Annotated in this window: 18 protein-coding genes; 14 read left to right on the top strand and 4 right to left on the bottom strand. The window is 39.0% G+C overall.

Features of this window, described 5'->3' with window-relative positions; translation table 11 throughout:
* Positions 1–39 precede the first annotated feature (39 nt).
* Positions 40–1,503 carry a TrkH family potassium uptake protein gene (locus LDL79_RS12260; RefSeq protein WP_225597883.1) on the bottom strand — a complete coding sequence of 488 codons (1,464 nt, stop codon included), beginning with the start codon at positions 1,501–1,503 and terminating at the stop codon, positions 40–42.
* A 49-nt stretch (positions 1,504–1,552) separates the two neighbouring features.
* Positions 1,553–2,902 (bottom strand): Trk system potassium transporter TrkA, encoded by a 1,350-nt coding sequence (gene trkA, locus LDL79_RS12255; protein WP_072984898.1) that lies wholly within the window; start codon positions 2,900–2,902, stop codon positions 1,553–1,555.
* A 214-nt stretch (positions 2,903–3,116) separates the two neighbouring features.
* Here trkA and ubiE point away from each other — a divergent pair, with 214 nt between their 5' ends.
* From ubiE to LDL79_RS12240, 3 genes are read left to right on the top strand one after another with little or no spacing between them, the layout of a single operon-like run.
* Positions 3,117–3,845: a bifunctional demethylmenaquinone methyltransferase/2-methoxy-6-polyprenyl-1,4-benzoquinol methylase UbiE gene (gene ubiE, locus LDL79_RS12250; RefSeq protein WP_225597882.1), complete on the top strand. Its 729-nt coding sequence runs from the start codon at positions 3,117–3,119 to the stop codon at positions 3,843–3,845.
* A 3-nt stretch (positions 3,846–3,848) separates the two neighbouring features.
* Complete coding sequence (porT, locus tag LDL79_RS12245; RefSeq protein ID WP_225597881.1) at positions 3,849–4,550, top strand: type IX secretion/gliding motility protein PorT/SprT; 702 nt, start codon at positions 3,849–3,851, stop codon at positions 4,548–4,550.
* Positions 4,550–5,299 (top strand): class I SAM-dependent methyltransferase, encoded by a 750-nt coding sequence (locus LDL79_RS12240; RefSeq protein ID WP_225597880.1) that lies wholly within the window; start codon positions 4,550–4,552, stop codon positions 5,297–5,299. Before porT ends, LDL79_RS12240 begins: the two co-directional genes overlap by 1 nt.
* A 2-nt stretch (positions 5,300–5,301) precedes the next feature.
* On the opposite strand, the gene LDL79_RS12235 is transcribed toward LDL79_RS12240, so the two are convergent.
* The gene (locus LDL79_RS12235) at positions 5,302–6,015 is read right to left on the bottom strand and encodes a TrmH family RNA methyltransferase (protein WP_225597879.1); all 714 of its coding nucleotides are present in this window, start codon (positions 6,013–6,015) and stop codon (positions 5,302–5,304) included.
* Between the two features lie 5 nt (positions 6,016–6,020).
* Between LDL79_RS12235 and tamL the strand changes: the two genes are divergently transcribed.
* The 11 genes from tamL to rpe all read left to right on the top strand — a co-directional run bounded on the left by tamL (position 6,021) and on the right by rpe (position 21,766).
* On the top strand, positions 6,021–8,615 hold the full coding sequence (tamL, locus tag LDL79_RS12230) for a translocation and assembly module lipoprotein TamL (RefSeq protein WP_225597878.1): 2,595 nt from the start codon (positions 6,021–6,023) through the stop codon (positions 8,613–8,615).
* Positions 8,616–8,682: 67 nt separating this feature from the next.
* Positions 8,683–9,750, top strand: coding sequence for a class II fructose-bisphosphate aldolase (gene fbaA, locus LDL79_RS12225; RefSeq protein WP_072984446.1), 1,068 nt, complete (start codon positions 8,683–8,685; stop codon positions 9,748–9,750).
* Positions 9,751–9,877: 127 nt separating this feature from the next.
* The gene (gene accD / locus LDL79_RS12220) at positions 9,878–10,735 is read left to right on the top strand and encodes an acetyl-CoA carboxylase, carboxyltransferase subunit beta (protein ID WP_072984444.1); all 858 of its coding nucleotides are present in this window, start codon (positions 9,878–9,880) and stop codon (positions 10,733–10,735) included.
* 95 nt (positions 10,736–10,830) lie between these two features.
* On the top strand, positions 10,831–11,100 hold the full coding sequence (rpsO, locus tag LDL79_RS12215) for a 30S ribosomal protein S15 (RefSeq protein WP_072984442.1): 270 nt from the start codon (positions 10,831–10,833) through the stop codon (positions 11,098–11,100).
* Positions 11,101–11,358: 258 nt separating this feature from the next.
* Positions 11,359–13,584: a polyribonucleotide nucleotidyltransferase gene (locus tag LDL79_RS12210; protein WP_072984896.1), complete on the top strand. Its 2,226-nt coding sequence runs from the start codon at positions 11,359–11,361 to the stop codon at positions 13,582–13,584.
* Between the two features lie 382 nt (positions 13,585–13,966).
* Positions 13,967–14,773 (top strand): pyrroline-5-carboxylate reductase, encoded by an 807-nt coding sequence (gene proC, locus LDL79_RS12205; RefSeq protein ID WP_072984440.1) that lies wholly within the window; start codon positions 13,967–13,969, stop codon positions 14,771–14,773.
* Between the two features lie 4 nt (positions 14,774–14,777).
* Positions 14,778–15,548: a glutamate 5-kinase gene (gene proB / locus LDL79_RS12200; RefSeq protein WP_072984438.1), complete on the top strand. Its 771-nt coding sequence runs from the start codon at positions 14,778–14,780 to the stop codon at positions 15,546–15,548.
* A 53-nt stretch (positions 15,549–15,601) separates the two neighbouring features.
* Positions 15,602–16,801 carry a glutamate-5-semialdehyde dehydrogenase gene (locus LDL79_RS12195; protein ID WP_072984436.1) on the top strand — a complete coding sequence of 400 codons (1,200 nt, stop codon included), beginning with the start codon at positions 15,602–15,604 and terminating at the stop codon, positions 16,799–16,801.
* A 235-nt stretch (positions 16,802–17,036) separates the two neighbouring features.
* Entirely contained in the window at positions 17,037–19,790 is a 2,754-nt protein-coding gene (locus tag LDL79_RS12190) for an ATP-binding protein (RefSeq protein ID WP_225597877.1), read from the top strand.
* Positions 19,791–19,993: 203 nt separating this feature from the next.
* Positions 19,994–20,857, top strand: a complete 864-nt coding sequence (locus tag LDL79_RS12185) for a sigma-70 family RNA polymerase sigma factor (RefSeq protein ID WP_072984432.1) — start codon at positions 19,994–19,996, stop codon at positions 20,855–20,857.
* Between the two features lie 249 nt (positions 20,858–21,106).
* Complete coding sequence (gene rpe / locus LDL79_RS12180) at positions 21,107–21,766, top strand: ribulose-phosphate 3-epimerase (RefSeq protein WP_225597876.1); 660 nt, start codon at positions 21,107–21,109, stop codon at positions 21,764–21,766.
* A 246-nt stretch (positions 21,767–22,012) separates the two neighbouring features.
* Here rpe and LDL79_RS12175 read toward each other — a convergent pair whose 3' ends face one another.
* A complete protein-coding gene (locus LDL79_RS12175) occupies positions 22,013–23,497 on the bottom strand; it encodes an SLC13 family permease (protein ID WP_225597875.1) in 1,485 nt (494 codons plus the stop codon).
* Positions 23,498–23,891: the final 394 nt, after the last annotated feature.

Genomic DNA, 23,891 nt, shown 5'->3' with positions numbered 1-23,891 from the left:
TTTCAGCTGAATTCACAGCACTAACAAAGTTAACCCTTACTAGCGATTACGCCAAAAGAACGGCGTTAACAGAATCAAAACAGTAAAGAGCTCCAGACGACCGATGAGCATTAAAAAGGCACACCACCATTTCCCCAAAACCGGCAAGGCGTCAAAATTATTCACAGGACTTAAAATACCAAAAGCCGGACCTACATTACCCAGAGAAGACGCTGATCCTCCCAAAGCCGTTGGGAAATCGAGTCCCATCGAAGCCAAACCACAAGCACCTATAATCCAGGCGAGCAGATAAAGAATGAAAAACGCCAGAATATTGAAAACAATTTCCTTTTTGACCGCTTTACCGTTGTGACGCACGGGCAAAATTGCGTTAGGATGCAGCGTACGTTTAAATTCGAGCACGCCATTTCTCACGATCATAAGGTGTCGCACTACTTTAATTCCACCGGAAGTTGAACCTGCAGAACCACCTAAAAACATGAGTCCGAAAAAGATTATTGTAGCAAACGGCGCCCACATCGTAAAGTCTGCCGAAACAAAACCAGTAGTTGTAATCACCGAAATCACCTGAAACAAGCCGTGTCTGATCGCGCTCTCATATTCTCCTAAAACCATAGGGTGATCAATAGAAGAAACCGACACATCAGCACGGAAAATTATAATCAAAACCACCAATACCGTGAATCCCACCGTAAATGCAGAATACAGTTTGAACTCTTCATCCTTCCAAACGTTGCGCAATTTTCCTTTAAAAGCAAAATAGCTTAAGACAAAATTGGTTCCTGCCAGAAACATAAAAAGAATAATGATGTATTGCACTGCAGGGTTATCATTCCAGTACGCGACACTTGCATTTTTTGTACTAAAACCACCTGTTGACAAGGTACTCATTGCGTGATTGACAGCATCAAGAAACGACATTCCGGCGATCTGAAGTAGAATCGTTTCGGCTACAGTGTAGCCAAAATAGATTAGCCAAAGCCGTTTAGCCGTGTCTGTGATTCGCGGGTGCAATTTATCGGCATTGGGTCCCGGGGCTTCAGCCGCAAAAAGCTGCATTCCTCCTATTCCTAATAAAGGTAAAATCGCAATCGCGAGTACAATGATCCCCATACCACCTATCCAATGTGTGGTGCTTCGCCAGAATAAAACCCCATTAGGAATCGCTTCAATATCATTTAAAATAGAAGCTCCAGTGGTGGTATAACCACTTATGGTTTCAAAAAATGCGTTTGTAAAAGAAGGGATAGATCCTGTAAACAAATACGGTAAACAACCACTCAGAGACATAAAGATCCATCCAAAAGTAACGACGATATACCCTTCTCGTTTTTGAATTTCTTTTTTATGGTCTCGTGTGAAGAACATAAAAATCATTCCTAAGAAAACGGTCAACAAACCGGCAGAAATGATCCCGACAGCGACAGACACTGCATCATAAAAATAGCCTACAATGGCCGAAACCAGCATAAAAGCTCCATTAAAAAGGAGCAATACTCCCATTAAATGAAAAATAATTTTAAAATTGAGTCTGGGTCTGCTAGGCATATACTTAGATAAACATGCGTTCTACTTTATTAATCGATCGCAATAAACAACATACAACAATACGATCTCCCACCTCTATGCGGTTTTCTCCAAGCGGAATTATCCCTTTTCCATCGCGCACGATACCTCCTATGGTTGCTGAGCGCGGAAAATCTAAATCTCTAATACGTTTGCCTATAACTTTAGAATTAGGCTTAGCGCTAAATTCTAGCAATTCGGCATTCATATTATTAAGTTTGGTCATTGCCACGACATCACCTTTACGTATGTATCTAAAAATATTATTAGCCGCGAGTAATTTCTTATTGATCAAGGTGTCGATTCCTATACTGTGCGAAAGCTGAAAATAATCCATATTCTCAACTAGAGCGATGGTTTTCTTTACGCTCTTAGACTTGGCTACCAAGCACGACATTATATTAGTCTCACTATTTCCGGTAACCGCAATAAAAGCATCCATATCGTAGATATTCTCTTCTTCAAGAAGTTCTACGTTTCTTCCGTCCCCGTTGATCACCAAGGTTTTGGGTAGGTTTTCGGCTAGATCGTAAGCCTTATCATTGTCTTTTTCTACCAGTTTTACCTTAAAATTATGCGAGCAAAGATCACGTGCCGTTTTATAACCTATTTTACTTCCGCCTAAAATCATCACGTTTCTGATCTCCTGCTTCATTTTACCGGTAAGCTTGTAGAGTTCTTCAACCCCTTCTTTTACCGTCATAAAATAAACCTGATCACCTTCTTTAAAGATCGTATCTCCTCTCGGAATCAAAGTATACTGCGTGCCTTCTCGCTGAATTGCGATCGGCATAAAGTGCAATGTGGGAAAAATACGCGCCGCCTCTTTAACGCTCTTTCCAACAAAAGAAGCTGTTCTGCTCAGCGAAGTCCCAACCATTGTTAATGCTCCGTTTTCAAACTCATAACTATCATTAAATGCAGACTGGTTCAGGAGCAATTCTATTTCTGAAGCCGCAAGACTTTCAGGCGAAATGAGTTCGTCTATTCCAAATTTCTTAAATCCTGCTACTTCTTGATTTTCTATAAACTCGGTATTTGAAATCCGTGCAATCGTGCGTTTTGCGCCCATTTGCTTAGCCAAAACACAAACCGTGATATTGGTAGTCTCACTTGCGGTAACTGCAATAATAAGATCGGTGGTGTCTATACGCGCTTCTTTTAAAACCGCGATAGAGGTCGAATCTCCGCGAATGGTGCGAATGTCAAGATGTGTATCTGCATACGAGATACTGTCTTTATCAACATCGATAAGCGTAATATCTTGCGATTCAAAAGAAAGAAGTTTAGCCAAATGAAAGCCAACTTCCCCGGCACCTGCGATAACAATCTTCATAGCAATTTTTAATAAACAGCCCGCCACACGAGGTGTAAGGCAATTTGAGTTAGGTTCTAACATCGATAAAAAACCGATGCCTTTTGCAGTCACTTTGTGAGCAAAACCTTGCAAAGATATAAGATTTACTAGAGATAACTTTAAATATAACAGCCTTCTAAAACAGGCCGTCCTATCACCCAACAAATACTATATTTGCCAATAAAAGTAAGTTATGAGCGGTAACGTTAATCCGTATAAGAATTCAGACAGGTCAAAACGCGAGCAAGTTGAGCAAATGTTTGACACAATTTCAAAAGAATACGATGGGCTCAACCGGGTTATTTCTTTTGGGATTGACGTAAAATGGCGTAAAAAAGTGGTGAATATGGTTGCAGCCACACAGCCAAAACGCATTCTTGATGTAGCTACAGGCACCGGAGATCTAGCGATTAATCTGGCGAAAACAGATGCCGAAAAGATCATTGGTCTTGATATTTCTGCCGGAATGCTGCAAGTAGGAAAAGATAAAATTGCAGCAAAAAACCTGAGTACCACAATCGAAATGGTTCAGGGAGATTCTGAAAACCTTCCTTTTGAAGACAATTATTTTGATGCCATCACGGTAGCTTTTGGAATTCGCAATTTTGAAACCTTAGAAAAAGGCCTCGCCGAAATTCTTCGCGTGCTAAAACCCGGCGGAATTTTTGTGATTCTAGAAACTTCTGTACCTACTAAATTTCCGTTTAAACAAGGTTACGGGCTGTATTCTAAAACCTTACTTCCGCTCATAGGACGCATATTTTCTAAAGACCGCGATGCGTATGCTTATTTGAGCGAAAGCGCTTCTGTTTTTCCTTATGGTGAAAAACTCAACAATATTTTAAGAAAAACAGGGTTTACACATGTTGAAGATCACCCACAAACAATGGGTGTAGCCACAATTTATTCAGCATCAAAGTAACTTATGCAAAAAAAACTGGTACTTGTTTTCTTTTTGATTTGGGCTGGTGCTCAAATTCAAGCTCAATTTTTAACCCGCGAGCGCATTCTCAACGATGAGAATTTTGATAAAAAGCCGTGGAGTTGGGGTTATTATTTTGGGATCAACAGATATGATTTCAATTTTGATTATAAAGAAGACAGACCAGATATTTATGTGGAACAAAACTATGGCTTCAATGTTGGGCTCTTGGGAAATAAACGCATAAATGAATACCTGGATCTGCGTTTTGAACCCGGACTCGTTTACAACGCCAGAACGCTTTTTTATCTGGATATTCCGGGAGATGAGAACGATCGTGTACGGGAATTAAATTCTACCTACATTCATTTTCCGCTCTTGCTTAAATTTTCCACAAAACGCTTAAACAACTTTAAACCTTTTGTTGTGGGTGGCTTTAGCTATTCGCATAACCTATCGAGCAACGAGAAAAATCCGGACGATAATAGCTCTGGCCAATTTAGAATGACCAACAATACCTTTTATTATGAGGTAGGTTTCGGCATTGATTTATATTTACCTTATTTTAAATTTTCACCAAGTATTCGCGGTGTCTTTGCATTGTCTGATGAACTCGTTAGAGATGAAGATCCTAACAGTTTGTATACTTCAAATATTGAAGTTATGCAGTCGCGCGGCATATTTTTAAACTTTACCTTTCAATAATGTGGGAAGCAGATTTATATAGAGAAAAACACGGTTTTGTATTCAACTACGGAAAAGACCTCATCAGTATGCTTAATCCACAGGAAGGTGAACGCATTTTAGATCTGGGTTGTGGTACCGGTGAACTTACTGCTGCAATTGCCGAAAGCGGCGCTCAACTGGTAGGTATTGATGCTTCGCAAGAGATGATTGATGCTGCTCAATCAAAATTTGATGGTATTGAATTCATCACGGCGCGCGGTGAGAGTTTTATTGATCAAAAACCCTATGACGCCATCTTTAGTAATGCAACCCTGCACTGGATCCTGAATCCCGAAGCTGCGATTTCAGCGATGTACAGCAACCTAAAAACCGGCGGTAGATTACTCTTAGAAATGGGTGGTGCCGGAAATATTGAAACCATCATCACTGCCTTAAGTGCGGTTCTAAAGGAAAAAGGGTATATCAAACAATCCCGAACGATCAATTGGTATTTTCCAAAGTTGGGTACATATTGCTATTTCTTAGAAAAATCAGGATTTCAAGTCACCTTTGCGCATTTATACGAGCGACCTACAAAATTAAAAGATCCTGAAACCGGCATTATAGATTGGCTCAATATGTTTGCCAAACACTATTTTACCGATATCCCAGACGCCGAAGCTGACGCCATTCGCAAAGAAGTTCAGGAGCAGGTGCATCAAGCTTTGTTTAGAGACGGGCATTACTATGCCGACTATAAAAGACTGCGTATCTGCGCGATAAAATAGGCCTATCCGCGTTTAAATTCGCTTACTAAAATTGCCCCGGCGATTGCCACGTTTAAACTTTCGGTGGTAGAAGTCCCAAATTGCGGGATGCTTATTTTATGCTGAATTTTTTCTAAAACAGCGCTTGAAATTCCGTTTGCTTCATTGCCTAAAACTAAAATAGCATCTTCTGGCATTGACGCGCGATACACATTTTCACCATCCATAAACGCCCCATACACCGGAAGCGTCTGCCCCGATAAATAAGTATCCAAATTTGTGTAATGTACCTTCACTCGGGTAAGTGATCCCATTGTGGCCTGCACTACTTTTGGATTAAAACAATCTACTGTTTGCTGAGAACACACCAGCGTTTTGATCCCATACCAATCACAAAGTCTGATCAGAGTACCCAGATTACCGGGATCGCGTACATCGTCTAGCACCAATTGAAAACCCGCTTCTTTTTCACTACTCACCTTAGGAATCATAAAAACAGCTAAAGCATTCTGTGGTGTTTTTAGAAATGAGATTTTTTTAAGTGCCGCTTCAGCAATTTCAATAGCATTTTGCGCTTCAAAATATCCCTTTAAAGCGTACAAACTGTGCAGCGTATAATGAGAATCAAGAAATTCTTGAATGCCTTTAATTCCTTCAACCACAAATAAGCCGTGTTGCTGGCGGTACTTTTTTTGAGACAGACTCGTTATTAATTTTATTTGGCTTTTGCTAACCACGTCTAATGTGTATTTTTGAAGTTATTTTTATAAAAAAGCCCTTGCAAAAACTTTCCGCAAAAATAGGATTATTTATCATACTGCTACTCGTTCTAGCTGCCTGTGACGCGGTAAAGCGTGTTCCGCAAGGAAAATATTTACTTTCTGAAAATGAGATTGTTGTTAACGGTGAAGTCAACGAAGCCTATAACATCAATAACATTCCGTATTTACAGCCCAATACAAAAGTTCCGCTTTTAGGAACTCCGGTTCGACTATATATTTACAATTGGGCGCGCCCCAACTTAGACAGCATTCTTCAGCATAAATTAAACGACAACGACCAGCGAACGTTAAAATTTTGGTCTGGCGTACTCTCGCGAAAACAACTCGATAAGTACATCAAATTCAAATTAGGCTTTAACGAAGTACTTAAAGATTTTGGGGAAGAACCCGCCATAATTACCGAAAATCTTACCAAAAGATCGGCAGACCGTTTAACCGAATACTACAACAGTAAAGGTTGGTTTAATGCCGAAACGACCTATGAGATCGAAAAAGACAGCGCAAACAAACGTGCTAAGGTGATCTATTCGGTAGATACGCAAAGACCGTATATCATTGATTCGTTAAAAACCTTTATCAAATCTGCTGCTGCAGATTCTATTTACCAAGCGCATAAAAATGAGTCTTTCATTAAGAAAGATGCGCAATACGAACTGCTCGACATCAACGCCGAAACCAGTCGCATCACTGAACTAATGCGTAATAACGGCTTGTTTCATTTTGATCAGGAATTTATAAGTTTTGTAGGAGACTCGGTGAATACCAACCATCGGGTTAATCTCGAGATGAACATTAGAAACAGGGAGATTCGTGGGAGAGATTCGGTTTATGAATTACCACTAAAAGTTCATAAAATAAGCAAGGTTAAAGTCACAACAGATTATGGTTATGCCTTGCGCAACGACACCTATTCAGATAGTCTGGTGCGCGATGATCATTACCTCTATGCTTATGACAAATTGCGGTATAAGTCTAAACGCCTGATCGATGCGATTTTCATTGAGCCCGGAGAAACCTACAGCGACGAGGCTCGTAATCAAACTTTAATTCGATTAAGTCAACTAGGCACTTTTAGATATCCAGACCTTCGGTTTTCTGAAGATCCTGATGACCCAGAAGGCACAGATCTTATCGCCAATATTCTGCTTACCCCACTGCCTAAATTCAACCTGAGGGCAGATTTTGATGTTTCTACCTCCAATATTCAACGTTTTGGGATTGCCGGCGGTGGTTCCCTACGCATTAGAAATGTTTTAGGCGGAATGGAAACTTTGCAAATTTCCGGGCGTGCGAGTATAGGTGATTCCAGAACCGCGGCAGGAAGCAACAGCCCTGAGCTTTTTGATATCACTGAAATAGGTGCTGATGTAAGTCTGACGATTCCGCGTATCTTCTTCCCTATTCGTACTAATTTCATCGCACCCGAAATGTCACCTTCTACCAGTTTCACTACCGGTATAGGTATTCAGCAAAACATAGGTTTAGACAAACAAAATGTCACCGGTGGAATTAATTATAAGTGGACCCCTTCAGAAAATTTGAATTACCGTTTTGATCTTTTTGACATTCAGTATGTGCGTAATTTGAATATCTCCAACTACTTTAATGTCTATGAGAATTCGTATGACGAACTGAACACCATCGCTCTTGGGTATCCCACACAGGTGATTCCGTATTTAAATGAAGATGGCAATTTAGATATTCCGGATGGTGCTTTAGACTTTATAAATGCCGTACAAAACCGAAATATTGCCGTTACCACAACAGAGTTTAATGACGTTGTGAATATTGAAGAACGCCGCCAGCGTCTTACCGAGGACAACTTGATCTTAGCTTCTAGTTTTACCTACTATAAAAACACCCGGGATAATTTATTTGACGATGAGTTTACCAGTTTTAGAGCCAAGCTTGAAGTTGCCGGTAATACGCTAAGCGCCATCAGCAATCTGATAGGTCTTGAAGAAAATGAAAACGGTTCCTCAAGAGTTCTGGGCGTGACCTTCTCGCAATATGTAAAAACCGAATTGGATTTTATTAAGCATTGGGATTTTGGCAACGATAATATATTGGCTGTACGTGCATACGGAGGTATCGCGATTCCGTATGGAAATTCAAACAGCATCCCTTTTATTCGCAGTTTTTTTGGTGGTGGATCTAACGACAACCGTGCTTGGCAAGCATACCGCTTAGGCCCCGGAAGCACTGATAGTCCTAACGATTTTAATGAAGCCAATATGAAACTGGCGTTTAATGCAGAACAACGCTTTACCTTTTTAGGTGATTTAAAAGGCGCTATTTTTGCCGATGTAGGAAACATCTGGAACGCGCTAGATAACATTGAAGATCCGCAAGCCACCTTTACCGGCTTAAAAAGTCTTGAAGATATCGCCGTAGGAACCGGTTTTGGTCTACGCTATGATTTTAGCTTTTTTGTTTTGCGTTTTGATATAGGATTTAAAACCTATGATCCCGCGCTACCTAACGGCGAACGCTGGTTTAAAAACACAAATTTTTCTAATGCGGTCTACAACGTGGGTATTAACTATCCTTTCTAAGCAAATTAGGTGGTCAAACCCTAATTATTTATTAATTTTATGCCCTTAACTAAGTAAACAACAACTTATGAGTCATAGTATCAAACCGGGGGTTGCAACCGGTAAAGAAGTTCAGGCAATTTTTAAACACGCTAAAGAAAATGGCTACGCGCTTCCAGCTGTAAATGTAATCGGCTCTAATACCATAAACGGTGTTTTAGAAACAGCTGCAAAATTAAATGCACCTGTAATCCTTCAATTTTCTAACGGAGGTGCTCAATTTAACGCAGGAAAAGGTTATGCCAACGATAACCAGCAAGCAGCAGTTGCAGGAGCAATCGCAGGAGCAAAACACGTGCACGAATTAGCAAAGCGTTATGGCGCAACAGTTATTTTACATACTGACCACTGCGCTAAAAAACTTTTACCTTGGATTGACGGTCTTCTTGATGCTTCTGAAGAATACTATAAAGAACATGGGCATTCCCTTTTTAGCTCTCATATGATTGACCTTAGTGAAGAGCCTATTGAAGAGAACATCGAGCTTTGTAAAAAATACCTTGAGCGTATGAGCAAGATGGAAATGACTCTTGAGATCGAACTTGGTATCACCGGTGGTGAAGAAGATGGTGTAGATAACTCTGATGTTGACGTTTCTAAATTGTATACGCAGCCAGAAGAAGTTGCTTACGCTTATGAAGAATTAAGCAAAGTAAGTGATCAGTTTACTATCGCTGCGGCTTTTGGTAACGTTCACGGGGTTTACAAGCCTGGTAACGTAAAATTGACTCCGAAAATTTTGAAGAATTCTCAGGAATATATTTCAGAAAAATACGGGGTTGGAGAAAACCATATCGACTTTGTATTCCACGGAGGAAGTGGTTCTACCGTTGAAGAAATTCGCGAAGGTATCAGCTACGGTGTTATCAAAATGAATATTGACACTGATTTACAGTGGGCATTTACTGAAGGTATTCGCAAATATTTTGATGCAAATGCAGACTATCTTCAAACACAAATAGGTAACCCAACCGGAGAAGACAGCCCAAATAAGAAATTTTACGATCCACGCGTTTGGTTACGTAAAGGTGAAGAATCTTTTGTTGCGCGTTTAGAAAAAGCGTTTGAAGATTTAAATAACGTAAATACTTTGTAATTTCGCATCCGCGAAAAGAAATTTTAAAACCTCAGGATTTATATTCTGAGGTTTTTCAACCTTTAAAAACAGCCTCTTAATTTTTAAGAAGCACCCCTAAAAGCTTACAAACTAAAAAGCACAAAATATGGCTTGGTTTAAACGGAAAGAAAAAGGAATACAAACTGCTACCGAAAATAAAAAAGATGTACCTAAAGGACTTTGGTATAAATCTCCTACCGGTAAAATCATTGATGCAGATGAACTTGCTAAGAATTTTTACGTAAGTCCAGAAGATGATTATCACGTAAGAATAGGCAGTAATGAGTATTTTTCAATTCTTTTTGATGAAGGCAAATACAAAGAGCTAGATAAAAATCTTACTTCAAAAGATCCGCTAGGGTTTGAAGACACTAAAAAATATGTTGACCGCCTCAAGGATGCAGAAGCAAAAACCGGTTTAAAAGATGCCGTACGTACTGCCGTAGGTAAAAGTATGGGTAAAGACCTTGTTGTTGCTGCAATGGATTTTAAGTTCATCGGTGGATCTATGGGTTCTGTAGTGGGTGAGAAAATCGCGCGTGCCGCAGATTACTCCCTTAAGCACAACGTTCCTTTAGTGATCATTTCAAAATCTGGTGGAGCACGTATGATGGAAGCTGCATTATCCTTAATGCAATTAGCAAAAACTTCTGCTAAACTAGCTCAACTTGCTGAAGCAAAAATTCCATACATCTCGTTATGTACAGATCCTACCACCGGTGGAACCACTGCTTCATTTGCGATGTTAGGTGATATTAATATTTCTGAGCCGGGAGCTTTAATTGGTTTTGCAGGACCTCGTGTTGTACGCGATACTACCGGCCAAGAATTGCCAGAAGATTTTCAGACAGCAGAATTTTTAAAAGAGCACGGTTTCCTTGATTTTATATCACACCGAAAAGAACTGAAAAAGAATATCAACCTTTACATAGACTTGATTTTAAATCAGCCAGTTCGCAATTAAAAATAACAGACCGGTATTTAGAAATTAATTGTATCTTTGCCGGCTCAATGAGATCACCTCATTGAATACATAAAAACTATTTAAATAATATTGGCATGTATCTTACTCAAGAGAAAAAAGATGAAATTTTCAGCCAGTACGGTAAAGACAAAAACGATACCGGATCTGCAGAAGGACAAATTGCGTTGTTCACACACCGCATCAACCACCTTACAGAGCACTTAAAAAGAAACCGCAAAGACTTTAACACGGAGCGTTCTCTAGTAAAGTTAGTAGGTAAGCGTAGAGCATTACTTGACTATTTAACTAAGAAAGATATCAACAGATATCGTGCTATCGTTAAAGAATTAGGTTTAAGAAAATAATTCTTATTTATAAAAGGGGCTGTTTTTCAGTCCCTTTTATTTTTAAAATCTGGTTGTTTCAGAATAATATTTGAAGCTTCAGTAAAATAAAAACCATATTTTTGGTTCAAGTCCCGTAAGGGCAAAGAAAGCTATCCTTAGGTTTTTCATTGGTCACCACTACACACAACAACACAACGACCTTGCCGCTAACCTTTTTGGTTTGCAGCTTATGTTTAACAGTATCCTCGATTTAGGATACAGATGAAAAATCAAAATATGATTCCAAAGACTTTCAAAGAGGTCATTGACCTTGGTGATGGTAGAGAGATCTCTATCGAAACCGGAAAATTAGCAAAACAGGCACATGGTTCTGTTGTTGTTCAATCCGGTAAATGTATGTTGCTTTGTACGGTAGTTTCAAACTACAAGCAAAGTGATGTTGATTTTCTTCCATTAACGGTAGATTATCGTGAAAAATTTGCTGCCGCTGGCCGCTATCCTGGTGGTTTCTTCAAAAGAGAAGCTCGCCCAAGTGATGGTGAAGTATTAACCATGCGTCTTGTAGACCGTGTACTTCGCCCATTGTTCCCAAAAGATTATCACGCAGAAACTCAGGTTATGATTCAGTTAATGTCTCATGACGAAGATGTAATGCCTGATGCGATGGCAGGTCTTGCAGCATCTGCAGCAATTCAACTTTCAGATTTCCCATTTGAATGTGCGATTTCTGAAGTACGTGTGGGTCGTGTAAACGGTGAGTTTATCATCAACCCTTCTCGCACACAGTTAGCAGAATCTGACATCGATATGGTTATTGGGGCTTCGGCTGACTCTGTAATGATGGTTGAAGGTGAGATGGACGAAATTTCTGAAGAAGAAATGACCGAAGCCATCAAAGCTGCTCACGAGGCTATTAAAGTTCAGTGTGAGGCTCAAATTCGTCTTGCGGAAGCTTTTGGTAAAAAACCAACCCGTGAGTACGAACCAGAAGTTGAAGACGCAGAACTTGAGAAAAAAGTTTACGATTTAACGTATGACAAAGTGTATGAAGTAGCCAAAGCTGGTTCTTCTAAACACGAGCGTAGCACTGCTTTTGATGCCATTAAAGAAGAAGTAAAAGGAACGTTCTCAGAAGAAGACCTTGAAGCGTTTGGAGATTTGATCTCTAAGTATTTCTACAAAGCCGAAAAAGCTGCGGTACGCGATCTTACTTTAAATGAAGGTTTACGTCTTGATGGTCGTAAGACTACTGAGATTCGTCCAATTTGGTGTGAGACTGACTATTTACCATCAGTACACGGTTCTTCGATCTTTACACGTGGGGAAACTCAGGCGCTTGCTACTGTTACTTTAGGTACTTCGAGAGAGGCTAATCAAATTGATATGCCATCTTACGAAGGTGAAGAAACATTCTACCTACACTACAACTTCCCTCCTTTCTCAACCGGTGAAGCGCGTCCTATTCGCGGAACGTCTCGTCGTGAGGTAGGTCACGGTAACTTAGCACAACGTGCATTAAAAGGGATGATCCCAGCAGATTGCCCGTATACCGTACGTGTTGTTTCAGAGATTTTAGAATCTAACGGTTCTTCTTCTATGGCTACCGTTTGTGCAGGTACTATGGCCATTATGGATGCCGGTGTAAAACTTAAGAAACCAGTTTCTGGTATCGCAATGGGTCTTATCACTGATGTTGAAAGCGGTAAATACGCTGTACTTTCTGATATTCTTGGTGATGAAGATCACTTAGGTGATATGGACTTTAAAGTGACCGGAACAGCTGATGGTATCACGGCTTGCCAAATGGACATTAAAGTAAAAGGTCTTTCTTACGAAATTCTTGTAAAAGCACTTCATCAGGCACGTGATGGTCGTTTACACATCTTAAACCACCTTACAGATACAATTTCTGAACCTCGTGGAGATGTTAAAGATTACGCGCCTAAAATGGTTACTACACGCATCGCTAATGAATACATTGGTGCGCTTATAGGACCTGGCGGAAAAGTAATTCAAGAACTTCAGAAAGAAACTGGAACTACGATTGTAATCAATGAAGATCCAGTAACCGAAGAAGGAATAGTTGAAATTCTAGGTACAGGAACTGAAGGTATCAACGCAGTTCTTGCTAAAATAGATTCAATCACTTTTAAACCAAAAGTTGGTGAGTCTTACAAAGTAAAAGTAATCAAGATGCTTGACTTTGGTGCTGTTGTAGAATATCTTGCTGCTCCGGGTAATGAAGTACTACTTCACGTTTCTGAACTTGCTTGGGAACGTACAGAGAATGTAAGCGACGTGGTTAATATGGGAGATGAATTTGAAGTAAAATACTTCGGAATCGATTCTCGTACACGCAAAGAAAAAGTTTCTCGTAAAGCACTTCTGCCAAAACCGGAAGGTTACAAAGAGCGTGCTCCTAGAAATAATGACAACAAGGACCGTGGATCTCGCGACAATCGAGGCCGCGATAACAGAAATAAAGATCGCAAAAGAGATTAATTTCTGATAGATTTTATTGAAAAAGGGAGCTAAATGCTCCCTTTTTTTATGTTTTTTGAGTCAAATCGCTGAAAATTGAAATCCCTGCTTAATTCAATTTATTTCCTTTAAAAATATTCTTTGATTCATAATATTTGGATATTACCTACTAAAACTGACATAAAACTGACAGATGTACAGCATTTGGCAGAAAAACTGCCAAAAAGGAACTGCGAAATCCGCAATGCTTTTTTAACATTTAGTTAGCAAACCTTTCTTAAGCTTCATAGGGTGTACGCTAACAGGCTTTTTCCTATCAATATTCTAGGATACTTCCTCATTTTCTGAGTCTCGCATGATACTTGCACTAAATAGGGCGAACTAATTAATTAAAAACTATTTAATGAAAGTATTAGTATTAGGTGCTGGCAATATGGGACTTACCTATGCCGAAGGAATGGCAAACTCCCCATTTTTAAATAAGCGCAAGCTTATGATCTTTGATGTCTCACCTCAAAAAACAGAAGCTTTATCAACTATGGCGCAGTTTGATGCTTATGACAGCATTGAAGAATGTGTGCCACAAGCTGATGTTATTTTTATCGCGGTTAAACCGTACCACAGTCAATCATTATTTGACAGTATTAAGCCCTACATAAACCAAGATCAACTTTTTGTATCGTTAATGGCGGGTGTAACTATAAATACCATTCAAGAAGGATTAGGAGTAAAAAAAGTTATACGTACTATGCCTAATTTACCTGCTAAAGTAGGTAAAGGAGTGACTTCTTTTACAGAATCTAAAGAGGTTAGTAGAGTGGAATTATTGACTGTTAGAAGTCTTTTAGATACTACTGGTGAGTCAATACACGTAGAAACAGAGCAATTTATTGATGCTTCCACTGGTATTTCTGGTAGTGGTCCTGCATATGTGTTTTATTTTATGCAATCTATGTTAGAAGCAGCATTAAAAATGGGCTTCTCTCCAAACGATTCAAAAGTATTGGTATCACAAACTTTTGAAGGCGCTGTGAAACTATTTAATGAATCTGATCTTACACCTGAAAAATGGATGGATCGCGTTGCTTCAAAAGGTGGTACGACGCGTGCCGCACTAGATTCAATGGAAGATAATAACGTTAAAGAATTAATTAAAGAAGCTGCATACGCAGCATTTGACCGTGCAACAGAACTCGGTAAAGAAAAATAAAATTATGAGCACAAAACGTGTAGTTATAAAAGTAGGAACTAATGTAATGACCAATAGAAACAACAGAATTGTTGGGCCTGTTCTTCATGAACTTGTGAGACAAATCGCAGAGCTTTATGAAAAAGGTTACCAGCCTGTTTTAGTTTCTTCAGGTTCTGCAATTGCAGGTAAAGAAGTCTTAGGAGAATGCAATTATGAAGATGCTTCTACCCGTAGACAAATATTCTCTTCAGTTGGGCAACCTCGTATGATGCGTCACTATTATACACTATTTAATAGCTTCGGTATGCATTGCGCTCAATTACTTGCTACTAAGCGTGATTTTGCGCCAGGGAAGCACCGCGAGAATATGATCAATTGCTATGAAGGTCTTTTGTCTGAAGGTATTATTCCTATCGCAAATGAGGATGACGCAGTATCATTAACTATGTCAATGTTTACTGATAATGATGAGCTCGCAAGTCTTGTAGCCGAATTGATCAATGCAGATGCATTGATTCTTCTTACGGATACAGACGGACTTTATACAGGGCATCCTGATGATGATGAATCAGAAAAATTAACGGAAGTGCATCCTGAGCAGAAAGTAGAACAATACGTTCAAGAGAATAACAAAGCTGAAGGTGAAGGACGAGGAGGAATGAAATCTAAGCTTAAAATTGCTAAAGAAACTGCTCGCAAAGACATCACTTGCTTTATTGCTAATGGTAAAAAACCTAATGTGATTGTCGACCTTCTGGAAGGTAAAGAAATTGGTACTAAGTTTCAAGCTTAAGTTTGAAATAGATTAGTTCATTCAATTCAAATTAATAAAAGAAAAAAAGTAAAATGCAATTACTCAATTCAGATATAAAAAATAAAGTTCTTGATTCAATGATGAATATTATTGAGTCTAGAAAAAGCGAAATTTTAGAAGCTAATAAAAAAGATTTAGAGGCTTTTAATCGCGACGATCAAGCCCTTTACGACCGATTGGTTGTAAATGATGCTAAAATTAGTGGTATGATTCAAGCGATTAAAGAGGTGCGCGATCAAGAAGATCCTGTAAGTCAAGAAATTTCAAATACAACACTTGATAGCGGTTTAAAAATCATCAACAAGACGGCTCCATTTGGAACCATTATGATCATTTATGAATCGCGTCCTGATGTGACTATTGAAGCTGCAGTTCTAGCTTTTAAAGCAAACAATAAAATTTTGCTTAAAGGTGGTAAAGAGGCGCATCATAGTAATGTTGTTCTTGTAGACTGTTGGAAGCAAGCTTTACGCGAGAATGACCTTGATGAGTCTTGGATCACCATGTTACAAATGAATCGTGAAGAAACTCAGGCATTCTTAAAGAATCCTGATCAACCTTTAGATTTGATTGTTCCTCGTGGTGGTGAGCGCTTAATAGGATTTGTAAAGGAACACGCCAAATGTGCTGTTTTGGTAAGCGGTAGAGGAAATAACTTCTTATACGTACATCCAAAAGCAGATTGGGCCAAAACTATTGAGGTAATCATCAATGCTAAAACCGATAAAATATCTGGATGTAACGCGCTAGATAAAGTATTGGTAGACAAGAACATTGCTGATTATGAAGCTAAGATCAAAGAATTAGATCAAATTCTTAAAGCTAAAGGTGTTGAAGTATTAGCAGACGAAGCTTCAAAAGAAGTTCTTAGCGATAACACCGTGATCCCAAATGAAGATACGTGGTATGAAGAATTTTTAGCGATGAAAATTGTTCTTGGCGCTGTTGACAGTATGGAAGAAGCGATGGAAAAGATCAACACTTACAGCGGTGGTCACTCCAGTGCGATTATGACAACTGATAAAGAGGCTGCGACAACCTTTATGGAAAACATAGATACAGCAGCGGTTTATCACAACGCTTCCACGCGATTTACAGATGGTGGACAAATGGGCGTTGGTGCCGAGTTAGCGATCAGTACCGATAAATTGCATCACAGAGGTCCGTTAGGATTAAAACAATTGGTGACAAATAAATACTATGTATTTGGTGACGGACACGTAAGAGTCTAATTATCAGTAAATATTATTCAAAAAGGGAGTTCTTCATTGAGCTCCCTTTTATTTTTTTATCAAGTTTTAAAATCATCTACTGAAAATTTTTCAGCAAAAAAGCAATGAAATTCGATTTTTGGTAAAAGCCTTAAATTCAAACTTTTCCTACAAGTAAAATCCATTAGTATTCATTTAAAATATTTAATTTAGCCTTTAAACGAAATAAAGCTTTTGTTTTTCCATCTCACACCCAATGAGCTCATTTATAGATCGTCTTCTCAATCATCGTGCTACTAGGATTACTAAAAGTGATTCTACAGAAGATCCTATAAAAAACTTTTTCAATTACCTCATCAGTTTGGGCACGCCGGGCCCCAGATTGAAACTTTTAGAATCGAAGATTGAAAATTTTGAGTTTCCTGAAGATGCTTATTTGGCTGAAATCTGTGTTGTCAACTTTTATCTCGATTTAGAGTTTTACCTCATCAATCACGATGCGCGTTACATCAACACAGAAGAGAAGTTGCGTTTACAAATCAAAAAACAATTTCCAAAAATTGCAAATTCCAATGCATTCTTACCGCTCTACACTAGCGGAAAGAACCAAGAAATCAGCCTTGCGCAACTCTTTCTGATTACGATTTTAAAGAAGTTTAAAGATGAAGATCCGGAGTTAAATACTACGATCTCGTGGCTGAATTCTTTAGAAAAAGCATTTTACGCAGAGCCTTCTTCAGATCTTGTTCAGCAGATTAACAGCTTCAGAAGAATTAAGGATGATGCGTATAAGATCAATAAAGAGTTTGGTGAAATCTTTGGGCAAGACTTTGTTGATTCAGCATTCTCGGGTACCAAGGAAGAGTTTTTCAGCTATTATGAAAAATTAAATGCAGTCGTAGCCATCAATGATGTGATGCCGCAGCTTTTTACTTCGTTGCTAAACGAGTCGGCTAACAAAGATTATTTTAAACCGCCTATAGAACCCCTTCCTCCTCAGGAAACCCCTTTACCTAAGCAAAAACCATCGGCGCATAGTGCGCAAACTACGCACGTAGATGTGCTGGAGAATTTATTGGACGGTTACTTGCTTTTTGATAATTCAGGGGCGATTAAAGGAATGAATACCTTGAGTACCCGCATTTTTGGCCTCGAGAAGGAACAGCTTAAGCAAACTTCCGTTTATAAATTATTTCCTGAGGCCATTAGTACAAAGCTGCATAAAGACATCCAGAACCTCTATAAACAACAACCTCTGGCGCTCATTGGCAACCGAGTGGAGCTGGATATTAAAAATACGCAAGGTGAACTCATGCCTTATGAGGTCACTTTTACCAATAACTATTCTGAACCGGTAGATACTTTTAGTCTTTTTATCAGAAATATCACAGAGCGAAAAGATACCTTGAAGGCTAAAATGAATGCCGAGCGCACTGCGGAAGCAAAGACGATGTTTTTATCTAATATGAGTCACGAGATCCGCACCCCGCTCAACGTGATCTTAGGACTGTCTGAAATTTTAATCAAGAAAGGTTTTGACGATAAGCAACTTTTAAAGAAAAACTTAGAAGGCATTTCATTTTCGGCAAAAAATCTCTTGTCGATTGTGAATGATATTCTTGATTTTTCAAAGATCGAAGCAGGAAAGCTCACCTTACAGTCTTCTGATTTTAATCTGGCGGAAGTGATCACCAACCTCTCAAATGCTTTTGAAGTAAAGGCTCGGGAAAAGGGGTTAAAACTAAATACCGAAATTGACCCAAGCATTCCGGATATTGTGATTGGCGATCAATATCGATTAAATCAGATCATTACAAACCTGTTAGGTAACGCTATTAAATTCACCAAGCGCGGTGTCATACAACTTGATCTAAAGCTAGTTGAAGAAACTGCTGAATCGGTCAAAATCAAGTTTACCGTTAAAGACACAGGAATAGGAATCCCCGCCGAACAACTGAATAAAATCTTTGATAGTTTTTATCAAGTTGATGAGCCGGAGCACGCTAAAATAAATGGTACAGGATTGGGTCTTTCCATCACCAAAGAGCTCATTAATTTACAAGGCGGAAAACTCAGTGCTGAAAGTCTCGTTGGCGAGGGTTCTACCTTTTATTTTGACCTAAGCTTTGAAAAGAGTAAACGTAAAAAGCTTCAAGATCTCGAAAAACCTGTTGACGGTAAACCGAAGCATTTAAAAGGCTTGACCGTTCTTGTAGCTGAGGATAATAAGATGAACCAGTTTTACATTCGTCAACTGCTTCAGGGTTTAGAAGTTCATGCTGATATTGCGGAGAATGGTGAAGAAGCGGTCGCTATTTACACCAATGCACCTAAAAAATACGATCTTATTTTGATGGATATGCATATGCCGGTTATGAACGGGCTCGACGCTATTGCAGCCATTAGAAGGTCAGAACAAGATCAATTAAATAAAGTACCTATCGTGGCGTGCTCTGCTGATGTGTTTCCGGAAGCGCGTAAAAATGCTATTAAAGCAGGTATCGACTTTTATTTGACAAAACCCTTGAAGGAAGAAGCGCTAAAAGAGGTATTATATTGGTTGATTTCTGATAATTCTTCCGCTGAAAAACCAGTGGAGCAAAAACAGCAGCATCCTGAGCCGCCTGAACCTCAAAAAGCACAACCTGAAACGGCGCCTTCTTCCATAGATTTAAATCAACTCTTTGCCATTTTTGATAACGACAAAGATTTTGTAATTGCACTTCTTGAAGTATTCATTACAGAAACCCCTGAAGATTTCAACAGTCTGCGCAACTGTGTTGAGCGTGAGTATTATGCCAGAGCGAGTACGCTGGCTCATAAAATGAAATCGAGTTTTATGAATCTTGGGATGACAGAACACGGTCATCATCTACAACAAATAGAAACGCATCTTAAAAATGCTGATAAAATCGAAGAAGCAAAAACGCATCTCCAAGCTTTTGAAATGCTTTATAACAAAGCATTAGTAGATGTCAATCTTCAGCTGATTGGACTAAAAGAAGTTTAGCAGATTTTGGTCTTTAAGCGAAAAAATCAGTCGTTCAGCTATTTGTTAAAGTTTTCTAAAAAAAATTAAATATTTCTGTAACCTTTAATTACCTCTTTACGTATAATAGGTAAATCAGCAGTTACGCATTTTGCCGCTGCGATTCAAACATTGAGTACCGGTATAACCAATCCGGTGGAACATTTTAAATATGTGATGGTCCTATGAGACAACTTAAGATTACAAAACAGGTTACCAACAGAGAAACCGCTTCGCTTGACAAGTATTTACAAGAAATTGGTAAAGTAGACCTTATTACTGCCGATGAGGAGGTTGAATTAGCACAACGTATTAAAGCAGGTGATCAGCGTGCTTTAGAAAAATTGACTAAAGCTAACCTGCGTTTTGTGGTTTCTGTTGCAAAACAATACCAAAACCAAGGGCTTACGCTTCCTGACTTGATTAATGAAGGAAATTTAGGTCTTATCAAAGCTGCGCAGCGTTTTGACGAAACGCGCGGTTTTAAATTTATCTCTTATGCTGTTTGGTGGATTAGACAATCTATTTTACAAGCATTAGCTGAGCAGTCGCGCATTGTGCGTCTTCCACTAAATAAGATCGGAAGTATCAATAAAATCAACAAAACTTACGCGTTTCTAGAGCAAGCTAATGAACGTCCGCCAAGCCCTGAAGAAATTGCAAAAGAGCTTGATATGACCGTTAATGAGGTAAAAGAATCGCTTAAGAATGCAGGTCGTCACGTAAGTATGGATGCGCCACTTATTGAAGGGGAAGATTCTAACTTATATGATGTTTTGCGCTCTGGTGAGTCTCCTAACCCTGACCGTGAATTGCTTAGCGAATCCCTTAGTACAGAGATTGAACGTGCACTAGAAACGCTAACGCCACGCGAAGCTGATGTTGTGCGTTTATATTTTGGTTTAGGTCATCAACACCCTATGACTCTTGAAGAAATTGGTGAGACTTTTGACCTTACTCGTGAGCGTGTACGCCAAATTAAAGAAAAGGCGATCAGAAGACTTAAACACACCTCTCGCAGCAAAATTTTAAAAACCTATTTAGGCTAGATTTTACAAGAATTCGTTAAAAATAGGGTGTTTCGCTAGCTTTTTAGTAAATTGCACTAATATTGAAACCCCAAGAAAATATTTAAAGTAACAACAGTTCATCATAACTGTTCGTTTTTTGATTGATGAATGAATCCCCGGCTGATTACCGGGGATTTTTCATGGTATCAATTTGAGCTGATATAAATCTAAATTGACACCACTTCTAAAGCAGCAATTCTTAAATTTACGCTATAAATAAAATTTGATATGACTCCTAAATACCTTGCTCCTTCTATCCTGGCTGCTGATTTTGCAAACCTTGAACGCGATATTAAAATGGTCAACGCTAGTGATGCAGACTGGCTGCATGTAGATGTGATGGACGGTGTTTTTGTACCCAATATCTCTTTTGGAATGCCGGTGGTTCAAGCCATAACTCAGCACGCAAAAAAAGTGATTGATGTACATTTAATGATCGTAGATCCTGATCGCTATATCAAGACTTTTGCGGCTTTAGGAAGCACTAATCTTACCGTGCATTACGAAGCTTGCACCCATTTACACCGCACCTTGCAGGCGATCAAAGCAGAAGGAATGAAAGCAGGAGTAGCGCTTAATCCACACACGCCAGTACACCTTTTAAAAGATGTAATTACTGACATCGACCAAGTCATCATTATGAGTGTGAATCCGGGGTTTGGCGGTCAATCGTTCATAGAGAACACCTACCGAAAAGTGCGAGAATTAAAAGAGATCATTCTCACGCATAATGCCAATACGTTAATCGAAATTGATGGCGGAGTGACAGATCGTAATGCAAAACAATTGATAGAGAGTGGTGCAGATGTTTTAGTGGCCGGAAGCTTTATTTTTAAGGCTGAAAATCCAACCGAAACCATAAAAACAATGAAAGAGCTTATCTCCTAAACTGCTCTTTTTTATTGGGGTTGAATCACTTCGTGTGTAGTGAAAAAAGAAGAGCAGATCTGTTTGTACTAATCGCTTTGCAACGCCCCCTACAGCCAACAAAATTATTAGAATGCAACAGTAATCTGCTCGTTCTTGATCTTAAATCTAATCCGTAGCAAATAAAAGAAGAAGCGTTCAGAAAAAAGTACGGAATTCCGTAATGGAGAGTGACTTTAACATTATAACTAATACTTTAGTGCATTCTTACCCTGATATTCCTTCGGTCACAAACTTTTTACTGAATCCATATGGGTCAAAATCCCAAACGACCGGAAGCATAAAATATACAAACAATGTTAACAGGATTATTGAAACGATATTCATCCAAAATCCGGCTTTTACCATATCAGGTATTTTAAGATATCCTGAACCAAAAACCACGGCGTTGGGCGGGGTAGCCACCGGCAACATAAACGCACAAGAAGCGGCAACTGTGGTTGCAACAAGAAGCATATAAGGATTTAGATCAAGCTCTAGCGCTATTGGAGCCAGAATGGGCAATAACATCGCCGTGGTGGCAAGATTTGAAGTCAATTCTGTTATAAAATTGACACTGAAAATCACTAGTAGAATAATCAATAAAAGCGGTAAGGCATCTAAAAGAGTCATCTGAAGTCCGAACCATTTTGCCAATCCTGTAACCTCAAAACCGGATGCCAATGCCATTCCACCGCCAAAAAGAAGAATGATTCCCCAAGGAATATTTACAGCTTCCTCCCAGTGTAAAATGCGTTTTCCTTTTCCGGAAGCATTCAGTGTAAATAGTAAAATACCTGCTGCTATTGCAATGATGGTATCATCAATGCCGGGAAACCAATTTTCTAAGAAGAAAGATCTGGTGATCCAGCAAATAGCCGTAGTTGTAAAAACAGCCAATACCGTCTTTTCTTCACGCTGCATAGGCCCTAACTCCTTAAGCAAGCGTTTGATTTCTGCTTTTCCGCCGGGAAAATCCTTCTGTTTAAAAGAATATGCAATGTTTGTGAGGTAGCACCAACTGATAATGAGCAAGATCAAACTAATAGGAAAACCAAATTTAAACCACTGAAAAAAGCTAATATCTATAGCATAAACCTCTTCAATATAACCGGCGAAAACCAAGTTTGGCGGCGTTCCTATCAGAGTTGCCACACCTCCTATCGAGGCGCTATACGCAATACCCAGCATCAGTGCTTTCCCAAAAATCATATTCTCATCTGCAATAGTATTGGGATTGTCCTTTAACTGCGATACAATTGACATCCCTATGGGTAGCATCATTACAGATGTGGCTGTATTAGAAATCCACATAGATAAAAATGCGGTCGCCACCATAAAACCTAGAATAATATTTTTGACATTGGTCCCAATGATTTTGATGATGTGTAAAGCGATGCGCTTGTGGAGATTCCATTTTTCAATAGCAATGGCTAAAATAAAACCGCCCATATACAAGAACACATATTTGTGCCCATACGACGCTGTAGTTGTTGAGATATCTACCGCCCCCGTAAGCGGAAACAATACAATAGGAAGCAAAGCAGTCACTGCGATAGGTACAACTTCGGTAACCCACCATAATGCCATCCATAATGTTACGCAAAGAATATCGAAAGCGGGCTGTGACATGCCGGTTGGCGCGTCTAACTGTTGCAGTATCAAAAATAGCACAGGACCCAGTACTAAGAAAATAGACTTTTTAAATTTCATGGTATGTAGTGACCGTTATAGGGTAAAATCGCTTTGTTACATTAAGCCCACAAAATACTAGAAATTTTATTACTGAAAATCTATAGGAAAGAGGGATTCAATTTAATTATTGAAAAAAGTAATTTGAGTCCTCTATTAAATTAGCAATGTATAATTATAAACAATACTCTAGCTACTACTTAAACTAAAGGTGGAATGAACATTTTAAAGTTGACTATCTCAAAGAAAGACCCCCAAGAATGATCCAACATACCTTTTGAATTTTGAGGAAAGTTTCGGGTCATAAGGGTTTAAGCTATGATATGAAAAAGCAGGCTAACTATTTTAGACAAATCCATGAGCCCCCTACAGCTAATGAATCAAAGTTAAGTTTAGTTTTAGCCTGCTTATATTA

Origin of the sequence: Leeuwenhoekiella palythoae (assembly GCF_020310025.1) — a bacterium.
In the GTDB taxonomy this organism is placed as follows: domain Bacteria; phylum Bacteroidota; class Bacteroidia; order Flavobacteriales; family Flavobacteriaceae; genus Leeuwenhoekiella; species Leeuwenhoekiella palythoae.
The sequence above is the reverse complement of the archived record's forward strand: the minus strand, read 5'-3'. Positions and strand labels throughout refer to the sequence as shown.

Coding starts and splice junctions, on each gene's coding strand:
- ubiE (WP_225597882.1), top strand. CDS start 3,117: ATGAGCGGTAACGTTAATCCGTATAAGAATTCAGACAGGTCAAAACGC.
- rpe (WP_225597876.1), top strand. CDS start 21,107: ATGACTCCTAAATACCTTGCTCCTTCTATCCTGGCTGCTGATTTTGCA.
- LDL79_RS12175 (WP_225597875.1), bottom strand. CDS start 23,497: ATGAAATTTAAAAAGTCTATTTTCTTAGTACTGGGTCCTGTGCTATTT.
- LDL79_RS12190 (WP_225597877.1), top strand. CDS start 17,037: ATGAGCTCATTTATAGATCGTCTTCTCAATCATCGTGCTACTAGGATT.
- tamL (WP_225597878.1), top strand. CDS start 6,021: ATGTGTATTTTTGAAGTTATTTTTATAAAAAAGCCCTTGCAAAAACTT.
- trkA (WP_072984898.1), bottom strand. CDS start 2,902: ATGAAGATTGTTATCGCAGGTGCCGGGGAAGTTGGCTTTCATTTGGCT.
- LDL79_RS12185 (WP_072984432.1), top strand. CDS start 19,994: ATGAGACAACTTAAGATTACAAAACAGGTTACCAACAGAGAAACCGCT.
- proC (WP_072984440.1), top strand. CDS start 13,967: ATGAAAGTATTAGTATTAGGTGCTGGCAATATGGGACTTACCTATGCC.
- accD (WP_072984444.1), top strand. CDS start 9,878: ATGGCTTGGTTTAAACGGAAAGAAAAAGGAATACAAACTGCTACCGAA.
- LDL79_RS12195 (WP_072984436.1), top strand. CDS start 15,602: ATGCAATTACTCAATTCAGATATAAAAAATAAAGTTCTTGATTCAATG.
- fbaA (WP_072984446.1), top strand. CDS start 8,683: ATGAGTCATAGTATCAAACCGGGGGTTGCAACCGGTAAAGAAGTTCAG.
- proB (WP_072984438.1), top strand. CDS start 14,778: ATGAGCACAAAACGTGTAGTTATAAAAGTAGGAACTAATGTAATGACC.
- rpsO (WP_072984442.1), top strand. CDS start 10,831: ATGTATCTTACTCAAGAGAAAAAAGATGAAATTTTCAGCCAGTACGGT.
- porT (WP_225597881.1), top strand. CDS start 3,849: ATGCAAAAAAAACTGGTACTTGTTTTCTTTTTGATTTGGGCTGGTGCT.
- LDL79_RS12240 (WP_225597880.1), top strand. CDS start 4,550: ATGTGGGAAGCAGATTTATATAGAGAAAAACACGGTTTTGTATTCAAC.
- LDL79_RS12260 (WP_225597883.1), bottom strand. CDS start 1,503: ATGGGAGTATTGCTCCTTTTTAATGGAGCTTTTATGCTGGTTTCGGCC.
- LDL79_RS12210 (WP_072984896.1), top strand. CDS start 11,359: ATGATTCCAAAGACTTTCAAAGAGGTCATTGACCTTGGTGATGGTAGA.